The sequence below is a fragment of the Sphingomonas sp. Leaf17 genome (genome assembly GCF_001421505.1).
In the GTDB taxonomy this organism is placed as follows: Bacteria; Pseudomonadota; Alphaproteobacteria; order Sphingomonadales; family Sphingomonadaceae; genus Sphingomonas.
Genome location: NZ_LMKL01000001.1, coordinates 875,991 through 892,739 on the forward strand (window position 1 = coordinate 875,991; position 16,749 = coordinate 892,739).

16 protein-coding genes are annotated in these 16,749 nt (G+C 68.8%); 7 read left to right on the forward strand and 9 right to left on the reverse strand.

All coding sequences use genetic code 11. From position 1 onward, the window contains the following. Positions 1-56: 56 nt before the first annotated feature. From tolB to ASE75_RS04115, 7 genes are all read right to left on the reverse strand, one after another. On the reverse strand, positions 57-1,457 hold the full coding sequence (gene tolB, locus ASE75_RS04085) for a Tol-Pal system beta propeller repeat protein TolB (protein ID WP_082463779.1): 1,401 nt from the start codon (positions 1,455-1,457) through the stop codon (positions 57-59). A 2-nt stretch (positions 1,458-1,459) separates the two neighbouring features. Continuing rightward, positions 1,460-2,491 carry a hypothetical protein gene (locus ASE75_RS04090; RefSeq protein ID WP_055929014.1) on the reverse strand — a complete coding sequence of 344 codons (1,032 nt, stop codon included), beginning with the start codon at positions 2,489-2,491 and terminating at the stop codon, positions 1,460-1,462. A gap of 10 nt (positions 2,492-2,501) precedes the next feature. Continuing rightward, positions 2,502-2,939, reverse strand: a complete 438-nt coding sequence (tolR, locus tag ASE75_RS04095; protein WP_055929017.1) for a protein TolR — start codon at positions 2,937-2,939, stop codon at positions 2,502-2,504. Between the two features lie 4 nt (positions 2,940-2,943). Beyond that, complete coding sequence (tolQ, locus tag ASE75_RS04100; protein WP_055929020.1) at positions 2,944-3,636, reverse strand: protein TolQ; 693 nt, start codon at positions 3,634-3,636, stop codon at positions 2,944-2,946. Beyond that, positions 3,633-4,103 carry a YbgC/FadM family acyl-CoA thioesterase gene (locus ASE75_RS04105; protein WP_055929023.1) on the reverse strand — a complete coding sequence of 157 codons (471 nt, stop codon included), beginning with the start codon at positions 4,101-4,103 and terminating at the stop codon, positions 3,633-3,635. The genes tolQ and ASE75_RS04105 overlap by 4 nt, the downstream gene beginning before the upstream one ends. Before the next feature lie 69 nt (positions 4,104-4,172). Continuing rightward, entirely contained in the window at positions 4,173-4,961 is a 789-nt protein-coding gene (locus tag ASE75_RS04110; protein ID WP_156340101.1) for a hypothetical protein, read from the reverse strand. Positions 4,962-5,017: 56 nt separating this feature from the next. Continuing rightward, complete coding sequence (locus ASE75_RS04115) at positions 5,018-6,532, reverse strand: M23 family metallopeptidase (protein ID WP_055929029.1); 1,515 nt, start codon at positions 6,530-6,532, stop codon at positions 5,018-5,020. A gap of 224 nt (positions 6,533-6,756) precedes the next feature. Here ASE75_RS04115 and ASE75_RS04120 point away from each other — a divergent pair, with 224 nt between their 5' ends. The 6 genes from ASE75_RS04120 to ASE75_RS04145 all read left to right on the forward strand — a co-directional run bounded on the left by ASE75_RS04120 (position 6,757) and on the right by ASE75_RS04145 (position 12,456). After that, positions 6,757-9,249, forward strand: coding sequence for a helicase-related protein (locus ASE75_RS04120; RefSeq protein ID WP_055929031.1), 2,493 nt, complete (start codon positions 6,757-6,759; stop codon positions 9,247-9,249). Continuing rightward, positions 9,242-9,532, forward strand: a complete 291-nt coding sequence (locus ASE75_RS04125) for an RNA-binding S4 domain-containing protein (protein WP_055929034.1) — start codon at positions 9,242-9,244, stop codon at positions 9,530-9,532. The genes ASE75_RS04120 and ASE75_RS04125 overlap by 8 nt, the downstream gene beginning before the upstream one ends. Positions 9,533-9,605: 73 nt before the next feature. After that, the gene (gene fdxA, locus ASE75_RS04130; protein WP_055929035.1) at positions 9,606-9,947 is read left to right on the forward strand and encodes a ferredoxin FdxA; all 342 of its coding nucleotides are present in this window, start codon (positions 9,606-9,608) and stop codon (positions 9,945-9,947) included. 401 nt (positions 9,948-10,348) lie between these two features. Then, positions 10,349-10,882 (forward strand): CarD family transcriptional regulator, encoded by a 534-nt coding sequence (locus ASE75_RS04135; RefSeq protein ID WP_055929481.1) that lies wholly within the window; start codon positions 10,349-10,351, stop codon positions 10,880-10,882. Positions 10,883-11,017: 135 nt separating this feature from the next. Next, positions 11,018-11,722, forward strand: coding sequence for a head GIN domain-containing protein (locus ASE75_RS04140; protein ID WP_055929039.1), 705 nt, complete (start codon positions 11,018-11,020; stop codon positions 11,720-11,722). A gap of 41 nt (positions 11,723-11,763) precedes the next feature. Beyond that, complete coding sequence (locus tag ASE75_RS04145; protein ID WP_055929484.1) at positions 11,764-12,456, forward strand: head GIN domain-containing protein; 693 nt, start codon at positions 11,764-11,766, stop codon at positions 12,454-12,456. A gap of 101 nt (positions 12,457-12,557) precedes the next feature. On the opposite strand, the gene ASE75_RS04150 is transcribed toward ASE75_RS04145, so the two are convergent. Continuing rightward, positions 12,558-14,849, reverse strand: a complete 2,292-nt coding sequence (locus ASE75_RS04150) for an FdhF/YdeP family oxidoreductase (RefSeq protein WP_055929486.1) — start codon at positions 14,847-14,849, stop codon at positions 12,558-12,560. A 112-nt stretch (positions 14,850-14,961) separates the two neighbouring features. Continuing rightward, positions 14,962-15,804 (reverse strand): hypothetical protein, encoded by an 843-nt coding sequence (locus ASE75_RS04155; protein WP_055929042.1) that lies wholly within the window; start codon positions 15,802-15,804, stop codon positions 14,962-14,964. Between the two features lie 187 nt (positions 15,805-15,991). Between ASE75_RS04155 and ASE75_RS15050 the strand changes: the two genes are divergently transcribed. Further along, positions 15,992-16,749 (forward strand): IS5 family transposase gene (locus ASE75_RS15050; RefSeq protein WP_156340103.1). Its coding sequence is split into 2 segments (ribosomal slippage): positions 15,992-16,316 and positions 16,316-16,749, totalling 759 coding nucleotides; the frame shifts between segments, so codons are not numbered across the junction.

Below are 16,749 nucleotides of genomic sequence, written 5' to 3' on the forward strand. Positions count from 1 at the left end.
GAAGTCTCCCGTGGATGGTCGTTTCGCCCCCGAAACTCAAAGTCGCTATAGCGTATTTATGGTCGCAATGGACCCCAGGCCGGGTCGGACCCGTCGAGCGGGGTCGGGATGCGGCGTTCGTTGACCCCGGTCAGGTCGACCAGCCACAATTGCGCCTTGCCGGCACTGCCGCCGCCGGAGCGGTAGAAGGTAACGACGCGGCCGTTGGGCGACCAGCTGGGGCCTTCGTCCTGCGCGCCGTCGGTCAACAGCTTTTCGCCGCCGCCGGTCGGGCTCATGATGCCGATGCGGAAGCTGCCGCCCAGCTTGGTGAAGGCGATCAGGTCGCCGCGCGGGCTCCAGACCGGCGTGCCGTAGCGCCCGCCGCCAAAGCTGATCCGCTGCTGGTTCGATCCGTCGGCGTTCATCGTATAGATCTGCTGCCCGCCCGACCGGTCGCTCTCGAACACGATTCTGGAGCCGTCCGGCGAATAGCTGCCGCCGGTGTCGATGCCGGGCGAACTGGTCAGCCGCTGCGGCGTGCCGCCCTGGCTCGACACGCGGTAGATATCAGTGTTGCCGCCCTGCGCCATCGAGAACAGGATGTTGCGGCCGTCGGGTGAGAAGCGCGGCGCGAAGTTCAGCGACGCGTTCTGCACGACCAGCCGCTGCTTGCCCGTGCCGATGTCGTAGACATAGATCGCCGGCCTGTTGTTGAGGTAGCTCATGTACACGATCGACTGCTGGTTCGGCGCGAAGCGCGGGGTCAGCACGATCGACTGGCCGTTGGTCAGGAACCGGCTGTTCGCACCGTCCTGATCCATGATCGCCAGCCGCTTGATCCGCCGCCCCTTGGGGCCGGTTTCCGAGACATAGACGACGCGACTGTCGAAATACGCGCCCTCGCCGGTCAGCCTTGTATAGACCATGTCGGCGCATTTATGCCCTGCCCGCCGCCAGTCGGACGGCGACACGACGAAGCCCTGCCGCGTCAGTTCGATCTTGGAAAACACGTCGTACAGGTAGCAGCCGACCGTCAGCGTACCGTCGCCGTTCGCGCGGACGAAGCCCTGGACCAGCGCCTGTGCGCCGGTTCCGCCCCAATAGTCGTAAGACGGCGCGGTTACCTCCGCAAAGCCCGGCATCCGCAGTTCCGCGGCGGTGCGCGGCTTGAACAGCCCGGAATTGCGCAGGTCGTTCGACACGATGTCGGCCAGCTGCCGCCCGAGCGCGTCGGTGGAGCCGGCCGGGGTCTGCACGACCGCCGATGTCGGCATCGCCGGAATCGCGATCGTCATCGGTTCGTTGACGCCGCCCGTCACCGACACTTCCAGCGGAGCCTGGGTCTGTGTCGCACCGGTCGCCTGTGGCTGGTCCTGCTGCGTCAGCACGGGGTCGGGCACCGTCTGCGCGACGGCGGCGGTCCCAAGCAACAGGGCCGCCAAGCCCGCGATCCGAAGTGTGAAAGTCATGCGCATCCTCAACGAAGCTGCCAACGATAGTTGATGTTGTTCCACCCACCACTTGGCGTCGAATAATAGTCGGCCGGCAGCCGAAGCGGCGAACAGCCCTTCAGCGCGGCGATGCCCAGATCTACCACACGTTGGGCATAGCGGCCATTCTCGTCGTCGACACCGCTCTGGCGTACAACCTTCGGCGTGGCCGACAGCGTGCCGTCGGCGTTGAAGCGCAGGTTCAGCGTGGTGACGATCTGGTTCGCGCCCGGCCCCGGATTGACCTGACGATCGGCGCAGGGCTGGATCTGGCGCGCGATCGCCGCAACGATGCCGGCCATCGCCTTGCCGTCGATTTTCGTCGCCTTCGGGGTCTCCGACTTGCTCTTGCTCGGCGTGTCCGACAGGCCTTTCAGGAAATCGTCGCCCAGCCGGTTGCCGCGTGGGCGCGCGGCGGTCGCGGTTTCGCTGCGGCCGGCGCCCTTGGCGGTCGCGGCGGGTTTGGCGGGCGCGGGCTTGCCGGCGGCCTTGGCCGGGGTCGGCTTCGCGCCGGTGGCGGCGGTGCGCGTCGGTGGGGCCTTGGCCGGTGCAGGCTTGGCAGGTGTCGGTTTGGCCGGTGCGGCCTTTTCCGGCGCAGGCGTTGCCTTGCGCGGTTGCGACTTTGGCTGCGGGACCGGCTTGGGCGCCGGCGCAGGCTTGGGGACCGGCACCGGTTTCGGCTGCGGCTTGGGTGGAGCCGGACGCGGTTCGGGCTTCGGCTGGGGTGGCGGCGGGGCCGGCGCGGGGTCGGGTTCCGGGGCAGGCTCCGGCTCGGCCTCGGCGGGCGGGGCGGCATCCTCGGGCGCGCCCTGATCGGGGGCGACGGATTCGGCGGGCGGCGTCTCGGCCTGTGGCGCGGCCGTGTCCAGCGCAACGTCCTCGGCCAGCGAGACCTCGATCGGACGCTGTTCGATCTTTTTCACCTCTGGCGCAGTCAGCAGGCCAAGTGACAGGATGCCGAACAGCAACGCATGGCCCGCGACCGCGACGGCCAGGCCGGCTTTCTCGCTGCGGTCCATCAACGGATGCTCACCGGCTCTCGTCGCCCACCGTCAGCAGCGCGACGCGGTTCAAGCCCGCACGGTTCAGCTCGCCCATCACCCGCATCACGCGCCCGTAATCGAGCGACCGGTCCGCGCGCAGGAAGATCTGCGGCGTTTCCACGCCCACCTTCTGCGACGCGATCTGCTCCAGCCGCGCCGGCAACGCCGCCTCACTGACTTCCTCCTCGCCGACGAACAGCTTGCCCGTCGCGTCGATCGACAACGACACCGGCTTCTGGTCCTGCTCCAGCGCCTTGGCGCGCGCGTCGGGCAGTTTCACCGGCACGCCGGCGGTCAGCAGCGGCGCGGTGACCATGAAGATGATGAGCAGCACCAGCATCACGTCGACCAGCGGCGTCACGTTGATGTCGGCCATCGGGGCCTTGCGACCCCGCCCGCGCCCCGAGGGAAGGTTCATCGCCACGGGGTCAGCGCGCCGTGTCGAGCTGGCGCGACAGGGTGGTGTGGAACCCGTCGGCGAAGCGGTTCAGGCTCGCCTCGATCCGGTTGATGCCATGGCCGAAACGATTGTAGGCGATGACCGCCGGGATGGCCGCGAACAGGCCGATCGCGGTGGCGAACAGCGCCTCGGCGATACCCGGCGCGACGACGGCGAGCGAGGTGTTCTGTTCGGCCGCGATCGCGGTGAAGCTGCGCATGATGCCCCAGACGGTGCCGAACAGGCCGACGAACGGCGCGACCGAGCCGACCGTCGCCAGCACGTTCAGCCGGTCCGACAGTTGGTCGATTTCGTGCGCGACGGCCGCGCCCATCGCGGTGCCCAGCCGCTCGCGCGTGCCCGCCTTGTCGATGCCGGTGCCGGCGGTCGAGCGCCGCCACTCGCCAACGCCGACCGCGAAGACGCGGGCGGTCGGCAGCGTGCTTTCACCGTGCAGCCGGTGGAACGCGTCGATATCCTCCGCCTTCCAGAAATCGCGCTCGAACGCCGCCATCTCCTTGCGGGTACGGCCCAGCTTGCGCCAGAAACTGTAAATGATCGCCCAGGTCCAGATGCTGGCGAGCAACAGGCCGATGATGACCGCCTTGCCGATGGTGTCGGCGTGCAGGAACAGGGCGATCGGCGACAGGGTCGCGGCATCGGTATTAATGACGGGAGTCATGGGTATTCGGTGTCCCCTTGCCAGACGAGACGCTGGAAAATGTCGGTCCATGCGGACGGCTGACGCCGCGGCCGGCCGGTGGGCGAAACGAACGCCACCGTGACAACCGCGTCCGCCAACACAAGCGTGTCGCGCATGACTGTCTGATGAATGACGACGCTGGCCGCGCGCAGTTGCGTCAACCGCGAGGTGACGAGCAGCGCGTCGTCCAGCCGCGCGGGCGCGGCATAGCGGATGCGCAAGTCGACGACCGCATAGGCCCCCTCGCCCGCCTCCTGCGCGGCGCGCTGGTCGATCCCGCCGACACGCAACATGTCGGAGCGCGCGCGCTCCATGTAGCGCAGATAATTGGCGTGATAGACGACGCCCGACAGGTCGGTATCCTCGAAATACACGCGGACCGGGAATCGGTGCTCGCGGTTCTCGAAACGGCCTTCGGTCGGCCGGTCCAGGCCAGGCTGCGTCATGACGAGGCTGTTAACCTAACCGGCCGGGCGGGGGAAGCCCTGCCGGTTGCGTCACGCGCGTCTCAGGTCTCAGCGCCCCCCGAGCACCGACTGGTCAACCGACAGGCGCGGGATCGCCGCCGGGACGGGCACCGATACCTGTACGTTCGGCCGTGCCGCCACGGGCCGCGGCGCGTATCCCGTCTGGCCGTAACCGTTCTGACCATAGCCGTTCTGGGCATAGGCCACCGCCGGGCGGGCCGTGGCACGACCACGCCAGACGTCGACCGCGCGGTAGAAATCGGTGAACGGCCGGTCGAGGCGGACCAGCCGGGTCTGGGCAAAGCCGGTCAGGTCGGCGGCGGGCACCGCCTGCGCCTCGGCCAGCACGGCCCCGGCGGCGGCGCAGAACTCGTCGCGCGCGGTCGACTGCGAGAAGAAATTGTACAGCCGGGTCATCGCGTCGTCATACCGGTCGCGCCAGTCGCCGCCGGCCTTGCGATATTCGGCGGCATAGGTCGCCTCGGCCGTCACCAGCGCGGCCTTGTGCGTCGTCAGCAGCGCGTTGTAGCCGGCAACGATCGCCGCCTCCTGCGGCCCGCGGCACGCCAGCGCGGCGACGTTCAGCCCAACCCGCAGATGCCAGATGGTCGCCGCCTGCGTCAGCACGCGGTTGGGGGTCGGATAGCTGCCGTCGGCGAACGGCGTGGGGATGATGGTGGTCGGCGACGCGCCCTTGGGCATCTGTGCGACCAGGACCGGAACCGGTGCCGGACGCGGCGGTGCGATTACCAGCGCAGGCGGTGTCGGCTGGCCCGAGCAGCCGGCCAGCAGCACCATGCCGGCGGTCGTGGCGTATAGTCTGAACGATCGTGTCATGACGAATCCCTTGGGCTAAACCCTTGGCCCCCATGCGGACTATCGGCGATCACTGGTTAACGCGAGGTTAGCTCTGACCGGCCCGGACGGATCGCCAGCAGCGTCGCGACCCGCGCCTTGAACGCGCGCATCGACGCGTCGGACAGCCGCGTGGTGCTGGCGAAGCCGGCCGCGCGCGGGTTGATCGCGATGCCGCCGCGCCACACCTCCCAATGCAGGTGCGGGCCGGTCGACAGGCCGGTGGAGCCGATATAGCCGATCACCTGCCCCTGCGTGACACGCTGGCCGGGGCTGACCGCGAACCGGCTCATGTGACCATAGCCGCTGACCAGGCCGCCGCCGTGGGTCAGTTTCACGAAATTGCCGTACCCGGCATTGCGCCCGGCGAAGCTGACGACGCCGTCCACCACCGCGCGAATCGGCGTGCCATAGGGCGCGGCGATGTCGATCCCCTTGTGCATCCGCACGAACCGCAGCAGCGGATGCATGCGCGGGCCGTAGGGTGAGGTGATCCGCCCCGCCACCGGCCAGCCGGGGGCATCGCGCCGCTCCGCCTGTCCGCGCGCGTCGAACCACTGGTCGGCCGGCGCGCCGCCGCCCGATCCCCACCGGACCAGCTGGGTGCGACGCGCGCCCTGGTCGATACCGGCAAACAGCAGGTCACCGGTCCGCGTCTCGCCGGTCGCCGCGCGGGCATGCTCGACGATCATGTCGAAACTGTCGGCGGGGTGGACGTCGCGGCCGATCGACAGCCGGGTGGCCATCGCCTTGATGTAGGATTCGACGACCCTGGCCGGTGCCCCGGCGGCGCGCGCAGAGCGGTACAGGCTGGCGCCGACCAGCCCCTGGATCCGCAGCGGCGTGGTGTCGACGGCGATCGGCCGGCGATCGAGCGTGAGGCGGCCATCGACCCGCGCCATCGCGACGTTCAGGTCGAAGCGCGCACGCATCGCCAGCGCGTCGAGCGGGCGGGCAACGGTGCGGTCGGGACGCCTGCCCAGCGTCAGCGCGATCCGCGTGCCGGCACTCAGGGAAGACAGCGGCACCGCCTGTGCCAGCAATCGCGCGGCCATCTCGGCATCGGTGCGTCCGACCCCTGCCCGTTCCAGCATCCGGTCGAAACTGTCGCCATCGCCCAGGGTCGCGCTGAGCGACAGGGTCGGGCGTTCGGGGGCCTGCGCCAGCGGCGCGACCAGATCATTGGCCGCCATCCGCCGCCCGGTGCCGCCGCCCCACGCCAGCGGCGCGATTCCCTGCGCGCGCGTCTCGTCCCATTCGGCGCCAGCCAGCGCCGCGGGCGCCGCGCCGATGATCGGCCGGTCGAGGCCGGGCGACGCGAACCAGGTCGCCGCCAGCAACGCCGTGCAGGTAACCGCGCCGCGCCACCAGTCGCGCGACCCGACCCGCGCGCCCAGATCGGGCACCCAGTCGATCGCCGCCGCCCGGTCGCGGATGCGGTGCGTCGGCGTCGGCGTCGACATGGGCGCGGCAACGGGCATGGCCGCGCGGCCGAAATGCCGCACACCCGTGCCGCCGGCCAGATCGAATCCCTGTTCCGCGCGAAAATACACTGGTCGAAAACGTCCCTGATCCCGGCAGCCCTGACGCAGGCTCCGAATGTCCCCTGCGTTGTGAAGACGACATGCTAAAGTCAAATTAACCCGCCGCGCGGTCGGCACCGACAACGACGGGATGTGCCGGCTACGGGTTCGACCGCGCAAGGCCGCCGGTTTGCCGCGACAAATCAGCGGGGTGCGGGATTGCGCGGAGGCCCGCCGCGTCCGATGTTGGTCCCATGAACGGCAGCTCATCAGGCGTCACCGCGGTCCTGGGTCCGACCAACACCGGCAAGACGCACCTCGCGGTCGAGCGGATGTGCGCGCATTCCAGCGGCATGATCGGCTTTCCGCTGCGGTTGCTGGCGCGCGAGGTCTATGACCGGGTCGTGGCGATCAAGGGGGCGAACCGGGTCGCGCTCATCACCGGCGAGGAAAAGATCGTCCCCGCCGACGCGCGCTGGTTCCTGTGCACCGCCGAAAGCATGCCAATGGACCGCGACCTCGCCTTTGTCGGGCTGGACGAGGCGCAGCTGGGCGCGGACCCGGAACGCGGCCATGTCTTCACCGACCGGCTGCTGCGCGCGCGCGGTCGCGAGGAAACGATGATCCTGGGGTCGGAGGCGCTGCGGCCGATGATCGCCAGTCTGGTGAAGGACGCCGACATCGTCGGGCGGCCGCGTTTCTCGACGCTGTCCTATGCGGGTGCCAAGAAGATCAGCCGCCTGCCGAAACGCTCCGCCATCGTCGCGTTCAGCGCAGAGGAGGTCTACGCCGTCGCAGAAATGCTGCGCCGCCTGCGCGGTGGTGCGGCGGTGGTGATGGGCGCGCTGTCGCCGCGCACCCGCAACGCGCAGGTCGCGATGTTCCAGGCGGGCGAGGTCGACTATCTGGTCGCCACCGACGCGATCGGCATGGGGCTGAACATGGACGTGACGCACATGGCGTTCGCGTCGCTGAACAAGTTCGACGGCCGCCGCAGCCGCCGGCTGACGGTGGCCGAAATGGCGCAGATCGCCGGGCGCGCCGGCCGCCACCAGCGCGACGGCACGTTCGGTGCGCTGTCCGACGAGGGACCGGGCGCGTTCACGCCGGAGGAAGTGCTGGCGATCGAGGAACACCGCTTCCCCCGGCTCGACCATCTCTACTGGCGCGAGGGACAGCCGGATCTGTCGAGCATCGACGCGCTGATCGCCAGCCTTGAGACGCGGCCCCCGCCCGGCGTCCTGCGCGCCGCACCACAGGCGATCGACCTTGGCGTGCTCAAGCGGCTGGCCGAGGAGGGCTGGGTCCGCGACAGGGCACGCCACCCGTCGATGGTCGCGCGGTTGTGGGCAGCCTGCGGCCTGCCCGATTTCCGCAAGGTGGGCCTCGATCCGCATGCCCGCTTCGTCTCGCGGCTGTTCGGCCATCTGAGCGAGGGGCGCGGACATGTGCCGCACCAGTGGTTCGCCGACGAGATCGCGCGGCTCGACCAGGTGGCGGGCGATGTCGAGACGCTGGCGGGCCGGATCGCCGCGACGCGCAGCTGGGCCTATATCGCCAACCGCCCCAACTGGCTGGCCGAACCGGCGCACTGGGCGGAGCGGACGCGCGCGATCGAGGAGCGGCTGTCCGACGCGCTGCACGCCAGCCTGACGCAGCGGTTCGTCGACAAGCGCACCACCGCGCTGATGCGCCAGATCGGCGCGGACCCGTCGGCCATGCCGGTCACGATCGGGCCGGAGGGCGAGGTGATGGTCGACGACCATCCGATCGGCCGGCTGGAGGGGTTCCGCTTCGCGGTCGCCGCCGATGCGCGCGCGACTGACAAGCGCCTGTTGCTGGCGGCGGCGGAAAAGCGGCTCAGCCCCGAACGGCTGCGCCGCGCCGAGGCGCTGGCGGCGGCCGAACACGCCGCGTTGACGCTGGCCGATGACGGAACGCTGCAATGGGGCGGCTATCCGGTCGCGACGCTGGCGGCGGGCGTGTCGCTGGGGCGGCCGAAGCTGGCACTGCACCGCGACCTTGATTGCCTCGACAAGGCGGCGCGGGCGCGGGTCGGCGGGCGGCTCGACCGATGGCTGGCGGACCTGCTTGCGCGACGGCTGCCGGTGCTGGGCAGTCTTGCCACCATGGCGCGCGACCCGGCGGCAAGCCCGGCGCTGCGCGCGGTGGCGGGGGCGCTGGAGGCGGCGGGTGGCCTTGCGCCGCGCGGCCCCTTGCGCGGACCGATCGACGCGCTGGACGCCGGCGAACGCAAGCGGTTGCGCGGCGCCGGGATCACGATCGGCGCGCTCGACCTGTTCGATCCCCGGCTGCTGAAGCCCGAACCGGCCCGCCTGCGCGCCTTACTGCTCCAGTCGCGCGGTGCGCCGATGGTGCTGCCCCCGGCCGGGGCGACCGTGCTGGCGCGTGGCAGCGACGGCGCGGCGCTGGCCGCCGGATACCGGCCGCTCGGGCGACAGGCGGTGCGCGTCGACCTGGTCGAACGGATCGCGCGCGCGACCCACGACGCGCGTTCGGGAACCGGTCGCAAACCCTTCGCGCCCGACCCGGCGCTGGCGGTGTCGATCGGCCTCGAACCCGTGGCGCTCGACCGGCTGATGGCCGAACTGGGATTTCGCCCGGTCGGCAAGGCACCCGACGCCCCGCAATGGGTGTGGCGCGGCCGTCCCCCGGCACAGGCCCCCGCCCCGCCGCCCACCGACAACGCCTTCGCGGCCCTTGCCGCACTGGTTGGCCATGGCTGACACGGCGATGCGCCTTGACCGGTTCCTGTGGTTCGTGCGGCTGGTGAAGACCCGGCCGCTGGCGCAGGCGCTGGCCGAACAGGGGCATTTCCGGATCGACGGCCGGCCGATCGCCAAGGCGCATGTCGCGGTCCGCCCGGGCAACGTCCTGACCTTTGCCCTGAACGGCACGGTCCGGATGCTGCGGATCGAGGCGCTGCCCGCGCGGCGCGGACCCTGCACGGAGGCGCGGACGTGCTACTGCGACCTTGCGAACGCATCGCAAGCCGACCGCCAAGATTGACGACGTGTCCCCTGGCGCATAGCAGGGGCGCGATTCGTCCGGCACCATGTTTACCGGATTCGGGAGTGTATCAATGACCTACGTCGTCACCGACGCGTGCATCCGCTGCAAGTATATGGACTGCGTCGAGGTTTGCCCGGTCGACTGCTTCTATGAAGGCGAGAACATGCTCGTCATCAATCCGTCCGAGTGCATTGATTGCGGCGTGTGCGAGCCGGAATGTCCGGCCGAGGCGATCCTGCCCGACACCGAGAACGGCTTGGAAAAGTGGCTGGAGCTGAACACCACCTTCTCCGCGCAATGGCCCAACGTCACCCGCAACGCGCAGCAGACGCCGCCCGATGCCGACGAGTTCAAGGGCGTCGAGGGCAAGTACGACAAGTATTTCTCGCCCGAACCCGGCGCGGGCGACTGATCCCGGCGGCGGTGGCGCGCCATCGTCGTCGCCGACTGCCGCGACTGGTGACTCGTGAAATCGTGGAGCCGCCCGTCATCGCCCGGGTGGTGGCCGGACCGGTCGCGATGCCGCCATCGGCGTTGCCGGGTCCCCACCCCTGAGCCACGCGCCTGAACCCCGCAGCATGACCCGCGTCGACCCGGCACCGGTCACGCGGCGATACCTGGCCGTGGCCGATCCAACTATATCCGGATCGCTGGTAATTTTGTTGCGGGCATGCTATGCTGATCGCAACGGGCACGATACGCATCGCTGCCCGCCTGGAGACGTTCGATCCATCATTCCCCTGCCTGCCCTCGTCGCGGCATCCTGCCGCCACGACGCGCTTGTGGAATCTGATCCAGAAAGGCCCTTTGCAAATGGCTGTCAAGGCACTGTCCTTCGATGTCGGTGATTACGTGGTGTATCCCAAGCATGGCGTCGGCCGTGTGATCGAGTTGCAACGCTCGGAGATCGCCGGCATGCAGCTTGAACTGTATGTGCTGCGCTTCGAGAAGGAGCGGATGACCCTGCGCGTTCCGACCAACAAGGCCGAATCGGTCGGCATGCGCAAGCTGTCGTCGGAAAAGACGCTGCGCGAGGCGCTGGAAACGCTGCAGGGCAAGCCCAAGGTCAAGCGCACCATGTGGTCGCGCCGCGCGCAGGAATATGAGGCGAAGATCAATTCGGGCGACCTGGTGTCGATCGCCGAAGTGGTCCGCGACCTGTTCCGTGCCGACGACCAGCCCGAGCAGAGCTATTCCGAGCGCCAGATCTTCGAGGCCGCGACCAGCCGCCTCGCCCGCGAACTGGCCGCGATGGAAGAGGTCGACGAGCCCAAGGCGCAGGAGAAGATCCTCGATATCCTCCGCGCCTCGGCGGCGATCTACAACAAGGACAAGGCACCGGCCTGAGCCGCGCCTGCGATCCTTTGAACGATCCTGAAGGGGGCGGTACCGCGGTGCCGCCCCTTTTTTGGTCTGGCCCTTTTCATTTGCACCGACCGGCACGGCGTATTACCAAAGCAATACACTTTGGGAGATCGTTCGATGCGCCGTGTCCTGCTTGCCGCCGCCCTGCCGCTTGCCGCCTGTTCGATGGGGACCGCGACGGCCGCCGACCGGCCGGCGTCGCGCAGTTTTCCCGTGTCGGGCTTCACCGGCATCGACCTGGAGGGTGCGGCCGAGATCGACGTTCGGACCGGCACCGGCTTTTCGGTGCGGGCCGAGGGCGATCAGGCGGCGATCGACCGGCTTGAGATCACGCGCGCCGGCCCGATGCTGAAAATTGACCAGCGGCGATCCGTGATGGCGAACTGGACCCGCAGCCGCGCGCCGAAAATCTTCGTCACGATGCCGCGACTGGCGCAGGCGGACATCGGCGGGGCCGGCAGCATCCACGTCGACCGGGTCGAGGGCAACGCGCTGTCCGCGTCGATCGGCGGATCGGGCAGCCTCACCATAGATACGTTGCGGGTCGACACCGCGCGGGTGTCGATCGACGGATCTGGCAAGGTCACGGCCAACGGCACCGCCGGCGCGCTCGATCTCGGCCTTGGCGGGTCCGGCTCGATCCGGCTGGAGGGTGTGCGTGCCGGCCGCGCGCGTGTCGACCTGTCGGGATCGGGCAGCATCCGCGCCGCCGTCGACGGTCCGGCCGCGGTGTCGCTGAGCGGGTCCGGGTCCATCGACCTGGGGGCCGCCGCCAGATGCCAGACGCGCAAGTCCGGATCGGGCCGGGTACGCTGCGGCTGATCCTCTTGCCACCGGGCGGGGGCAGTGCGACGCTGCCGCCCATGTTCCGCATCATCGCCGCCGCCCTTCTTGGTCTTGCCGCCCCCGCAAACGCGGCCGATCGCCGCTTCGCGGTCGGCAGTTTCGACCGGGTGCGCGTCGATGGCCCGTTCGACGTAAGGATCACGACGGGGGCCTCGCCGCGCGCGAGCGTCAGCGGCGACGGGGATCTGGTCGAGCGCGTCGATATCGCGGCGGAGGGCAACACGCTGGTGGTGCGCGCACGGCGCGACCGCTGGGCCGAGCGACCGACCAAGGCCGCGACGACGCCGCTGACGGTCACGCTGTCGACCCCTGCGCTGGCGACGATCGTCGTGCTGGCCGGCGCGCGGGTGCGCGTGAACCGGATGGTCGCGCCGCGCATCGCGCTGTCGGTCGGGGGATCGGGCACGATCGCGGTGGCCGGTATCGTCAGCGACCGGCTGACCGCGACCTTGATCGGTGCCGGCGGGCTGACACTGGCGGGGCGGGCGGGCGTTGCCCTGCTGTCGACCAACGGCCCCGGCTCGATCGACGCCGCCGGTTTGCAGGCCGACGACCTGACCGTCCGCCTCGACGGCAACGGCGAGACGAAGGTGGCGGCACGCTATACCGCGACCATCACCAATGTCGGCATCGGTCGCGTGATCGTGGCCGGCAGCCCGAAATGCGTCGTCAAGGCCGATGCCGGCGGGCCGGTGTCCTGCGGGCGCTGACCGGACGCAGCTCTACGTCCTCCATCGCCGCCCGACGCTTTTCCCCGCTCCCGATGGGAGAGGGAAGCGGATGCGCGGCGCCGGCGGCGTGAGGATCGGGTCTACGCGCCGCCCGCCCGTTCGATCCGCACCGGCACACCCTTCGATGCCGGGGTCTTCGACGCCTCGTCATGCAGCCACAGCGGAACCAGCGGGTTCATTTCGGGATAATAGCCACCGACGCAGCCGTCGGGCAGGTCGAACGGCGTCACCGTCAAGCCGCCGACGGCGCGGCGCACGTCGTCGCCCGCATCGCCGGCCAGCGTGACGACATCGCCCTGCCTCAGCCCGTGACGCTTCATGTCGTCGGGGTTGATGAGCAGGATCATGCGCGATCCGCTCAGGCCGCGCAGCCGGTCGTCCATGCCATAGATCGTGGTGTTGAACTGATCGTTCGACCGCATGGTGATGAGGTGAAAACGCCCCTCGGCACGACCGACGCCAAGCGCCGACAACACGGTCGGCACGGTGAACTCCGCCTTGCCGCTCTCGGTCTTCCACACGCGGTCATGCGCGCCGTTGCCGCGATAGAAGCCGCCGGGCTGCCACATCCGCGCGTTATAGTCGTGAAACTCATCGGGGTATGTTTCGGCGATCGCGTCCCGCACCAGCGCATAGTCGGCGGTCCAGTCGTCCCAGCGCATCTTCGGATTGGGCGGCAGCAGCGCCTTGGCGATGCCCGCGACGATCGCCAGTTCCGACTTCAGCTTCGGCGACGCGGGCGAGCGTTTGCCCCACGACCCGCTGATATGGCTGAAACTGTCCTCGATCGACACCGCCTGCGGCCCACTGGCCTGCATGTCCTCCTCCGGCCGGGCAAGGCAGGGCAGCAGGTACGACGCCTGGCCGTGGACGATGTGGCTGCGGTTCAGCTTGGTCGCGATGAACACGGTCAGCGGCAGGGCGCGCCACGCATCCTCCATCATCGCGCTGTCCGGCACCGCGCGCGCCAGGTTGCCGCCCAGGCTGACGAACGCCTTGACCGATCCGTCCCTGATCCCCTCGCACATGTCGACCGTGGTCAGGCCCTGGTCGCGCGGCGGATCGAACCCGAACTGTTCGGCCAGCCTGTCGAGCGGCACCAGCTCGGGCTTTTCGGAAATGCCCACGGTGCGCTGGCCCTGCACGTTGGAATGGCCGCGCACCGGATTCATGCCCGCCCCCTGACGGCCGATGTTGCCGCGCATCAGCATCAGGTTGACGACCATCTGGATGCTCTGCGACCCGTGGACGTGCTGGGTCAGGCCCATGCCATACACCGCGATCACCCGTTCCGCCGCGACATAGACATCGGCCGCCGCCTCCAGATCGGCGCGGGTCAGGCCGGAATGATCCTCGATATCCGCCCACGCGGTCGCGCGAACCTCATCGCGAAACGCCTCCCAGCCATGGGTGTGCTGCGCCAGAAAGTCGGTGTCGAGCACGCTGGGCCGGCCGTCCGCCAGCGCCGCGTCGTCGCGCGCCAGAACATGCCTGGCCAGACCCAGTACGGCGGCCAGATCCCCGCCGGGGCGAACCTGAAGATACATGTGCGCCAGCTGGGTCGGCGTCTGCGTCAGCATCTGCACCGGGTTCTGCGGATCGACGAACCGCATCAGCCCGACCTCCTTGACCGGGTTGAACACGATGATCTTGCAGCCGCGCTTCACCGCATCCTGCAACGGATGCAGGAAGCGCGGGCTGTTCGTGCCCGGATTCTGGCCGAAATACAGAATCGCGTCGCAATGCTCGAAATCCTCCAGCACGCAGGTGCCGACCGGCGATCCGGTGACCTTCTTCATCGCCACCGATGTCGTTTCGTGGCACATGTTGGAGCTGTCGGGCAGGTTGTTGTTGCCGTGCGCGCGCGCCAGCAGCGCATAAAGGTAGCTGGTTTCGAGCGACGCCTTGCCCGAGGCGTAATAGACCACCGATTTCGGATCCAGCGGCGTCATCGCAGCGGCAATTCCCGAAAACGCCTCGTCCCAGCTACATTCGAGATACCGGTCGCTGGCGGCGTCATAGCGCATCGGCGCGGTCAGCCGCCCCTGCATCTCCAGGTCGAAATCGGACCAGTCGCGCAGGTCGGCCAGCCGGTGTTCGCGGAAGAAATCGGGCGTGCAGCGATCGCGCGTCAGATCCCAGATCGTCGCCTTCGCGCCGTTCTCGCAAAACTCGAAACTGTGCGGACTGGCGGGCTTCCCCCACGCGCAGGAGGCGCACATATAGCCCTCCGGCTTGTTCTGGCGCATCAGCGTATCGAGCGTGCCGGGCGTCGACAGTTCGCGCTTGAACACCTTGGCCATGCCGGTCACCGACCCCCAGCCGCCGGCCGAGCCGCCATAATGTACCGTGTCGTCCCTGGTATCCGTCATGTCGCTGTCCGATCCCGCTGTCGGCCGCCGCACGGCCTGACGCACCCTGCCGCCAAAAGTGGTGGATTGCCATCACCATAACGCGCCGCTTCCGGTGCGTATCCCCGTGATATCAGTCCGATCGCGCCAGACCCCAGCGATCGTAGCGGAACCCGCGTTCGCCGAGGCGGAACCGTACCACGTCGCCATCCCGAACGGCGGGTAGCGGCGCGCCGTCCCCGGTCGCCGTCCCGGCCATCCACGAAGGGATATGGATGCGCGCCACTGCGTGTCCGAACGGCCCCCGCGGCGCGGGATCGAGATCGACGAGCAGGTCGCGGCCGCCGAGCCGCGTGACGATGGTGTCGTTGGCATCGGGGAAGATGAGGTCGCAGAATGGCAGCGACAGGTCGAGCGACAGGCTCCGCGCCGTTTCGCGGTCGCTGTAGATCGCGCCGGCCAGGCGGGCGGCGTGGTTCTGCCAGTCGGTGCCGAGCGACCGGGCGATCGCGGCCAGCGCCTCGGGATGCAGTGCGCCCTCGACCAGACGGCGGTTGTCGGCCGGGATCGTGACGACGGAATTGTCCTCCAGCAGCCGCAAGGTCGCCTCCAGCGTCAGCAGGTTCGGATAGGGACTGCCCTGATGCTCCGCCGATCCCAACCCATATCGTTCGCGCACACGGCCCAGCAGCGCCGAAAGGTCGCGATCCGCCGGCCGCAGGACGACGAGCCGCGCCTCCGCAAACGCGCCGCGATCGGTGCGCTGATGCCGGTGCAGACGGCCGATCCGCTGGAGCAGCACGTCCATCGGGGCGAGATCGGTAATGAGGAGGTCGGCGTCGATGTCGAGCGACTGTTCCAGCGTCTGCGTGCCGACCAGGATCCGCCCCGCCGCCGTCCGCTGCTTGCCGAACGCCGCCTCGACGCCGGCATCGAGCAGCCGGCGGTCATCAGGCGCGAACCGGCCGTGATGCAACGTCGCGACCCCGCCGACCCGAAAGGCTAGGGTCAGGACCCATTGATCTGAGCGGCTCGATCTGATTCGGGCTCCGTGAGGAGACCGAGGATGAGCGACCTGTACTGGCTGACCGACGAGCAGATAGGGTCAGGACCCATTGATCTGAGCGGCTCGATCTGATTCGGGCTCCGTGAGGAGACCGAGGATGAGCGACCTGTACTGGCTGACCGACGAGCAGATGGCGCGGCTCGAACCGTATTTTCCCAAGAGCCACGGCAAGCCACGGGTTGATGACCGGCGAGTGTTGAGCGGCATCGTTTTCGTCAACCGCAACGGGCTACGATGGTGCGATGCCCCTCGGGAGTATGGCTCACACAAGACGCTCTACAACCGGTGGAAGCGATGGGGCGAAAGGGGTGTCTTCCTCCGCATAATGGAAGGACTGGCGGCCGCGAGCGCCACGCCGAAGACGATCATGATCGACGCGACCTATCTGAAGGCGCACCGCACGGCGTCCAGCCTGCGGGTTAAAAAGGGGGCCTTGGGCGCCTCATCGGTCGCACCAAAGGCGGTATGAATACGAAGCTGCACGCCGTCACCGATGCAGAAGGCAGACCGCTCAGCTTCTTCATGACCGCGGGCCAGGTCAGCGACTACACCGGCGCTGCCGCGCTGCTTGATGATCTACCCAAGGCACAGTGGATGCTGGGCGACCGCGGCTATGACGCAGACTGGTACAGGGACGCCCTTCAGGCAAAAGGCATAACGCCTTGCATTCCGGGGCGAAAATCCCGGATCATCCCCGTCAAATATGACAAGCGCCGCTACCGAAGCCGGAGCCGTATCGAGATTATGTTCGGTCGTCTGAAGGACTGGCGCCGCGTCGCTACCCGCTACGATCGATGCCCGACCGTCTTCTTTTCCGCTATCGCGCTCGCCGCCACCGTCATCTTCTGGCTCTGA

Excerpts from the sequence above, each read along its gene's own strand:
- tolB (WP_082463779.1), bottom strand. The coding sequence starts at position 1,457 with ATGCGCATGACTTTCACACTTCGGATCGCGGGCTTGGCGGCCCTGTTG.
- ASE75_RS04090 (WP_055929014.1), bottom strand. The coding sequence starts at position 2,491 with ATGGACCGCAGCGAGAAAGCCGGCCTGGCCGTCGCGGTCGCGGGCCAT.
- tolQ (WP_055929020.1), bottom strand. The coding sequence starts at position 3,636 with ATGACTCCCGTCATTAATACCGATGCCGCGACCCTGTCGCCGATCGCC.
- ASE75_RS04105 (WP_055929023.1), bottom strand. The coding sequence starts at position 4,103 with ATGACGCAGCCTGGCCTGGACCGGCCGACCGAAGGCCGTTTCGAGAAC.
- ASE75_RS04110 (WP_156340101.1), bottom strand. The coding sequence starts at position 4,961 with ATGACACGATCGTTCAGACTATACGCCACGACCGCCGGCATGGTGCTG.
- ASE75_RS04120 (WP_055929031.1), top strand. The coding sequence starts at position 6,757 with ATGAACGGCAGCTCATCAGGCGTCACCGCGGTCCTGGGTCCGACCAAC.
- ASE75_RS04125 (WP_055929034.1), top strand. The coding sequence starts at position 9,242 with ATGGCTGACACGGCGATGCGCCTTGACCGGTTCCTGTGGTTCGTGCGG.
- fdxA (WP_055929035.1), top strand. The coding sequence starts at position 9,606 with ATGACCTACGTCGTCACCGACGCGTGCATCCGCTGCAAGTATATGGAC.
- ASE75_RS04135 (WP_055929481.1), top strand. The coding sequence starts at position 10,349 with ATGGCTGTCAAGGCACTGTCCTTCGATGTCGGTGATTACGTGGTGTAT.
- ASE75_RS04140 (WP_055929039.1), top strand. The coding sequence starts at position 11,018 with ATGCGCCGTGTCCTGCTTGCCGCCGCCCTGCCGCTTGCCGCCTGTTCG.
- ASE75_RS04145 (WP_055929484.1), top strand. The coding sequence starts at position 11,764 with ATGTTCCGCATCATCGCCGCCGCCCTTCTTGGTCTTGCCGCCCCCGCA.
- ASE75_RS04150 (WP_055929486.1), bottom strand. The coding sequence starts at position 14,849 with ATGACGGATACCAGGGACGACACGGTACATTATGGCGGCTCGGCCGGC.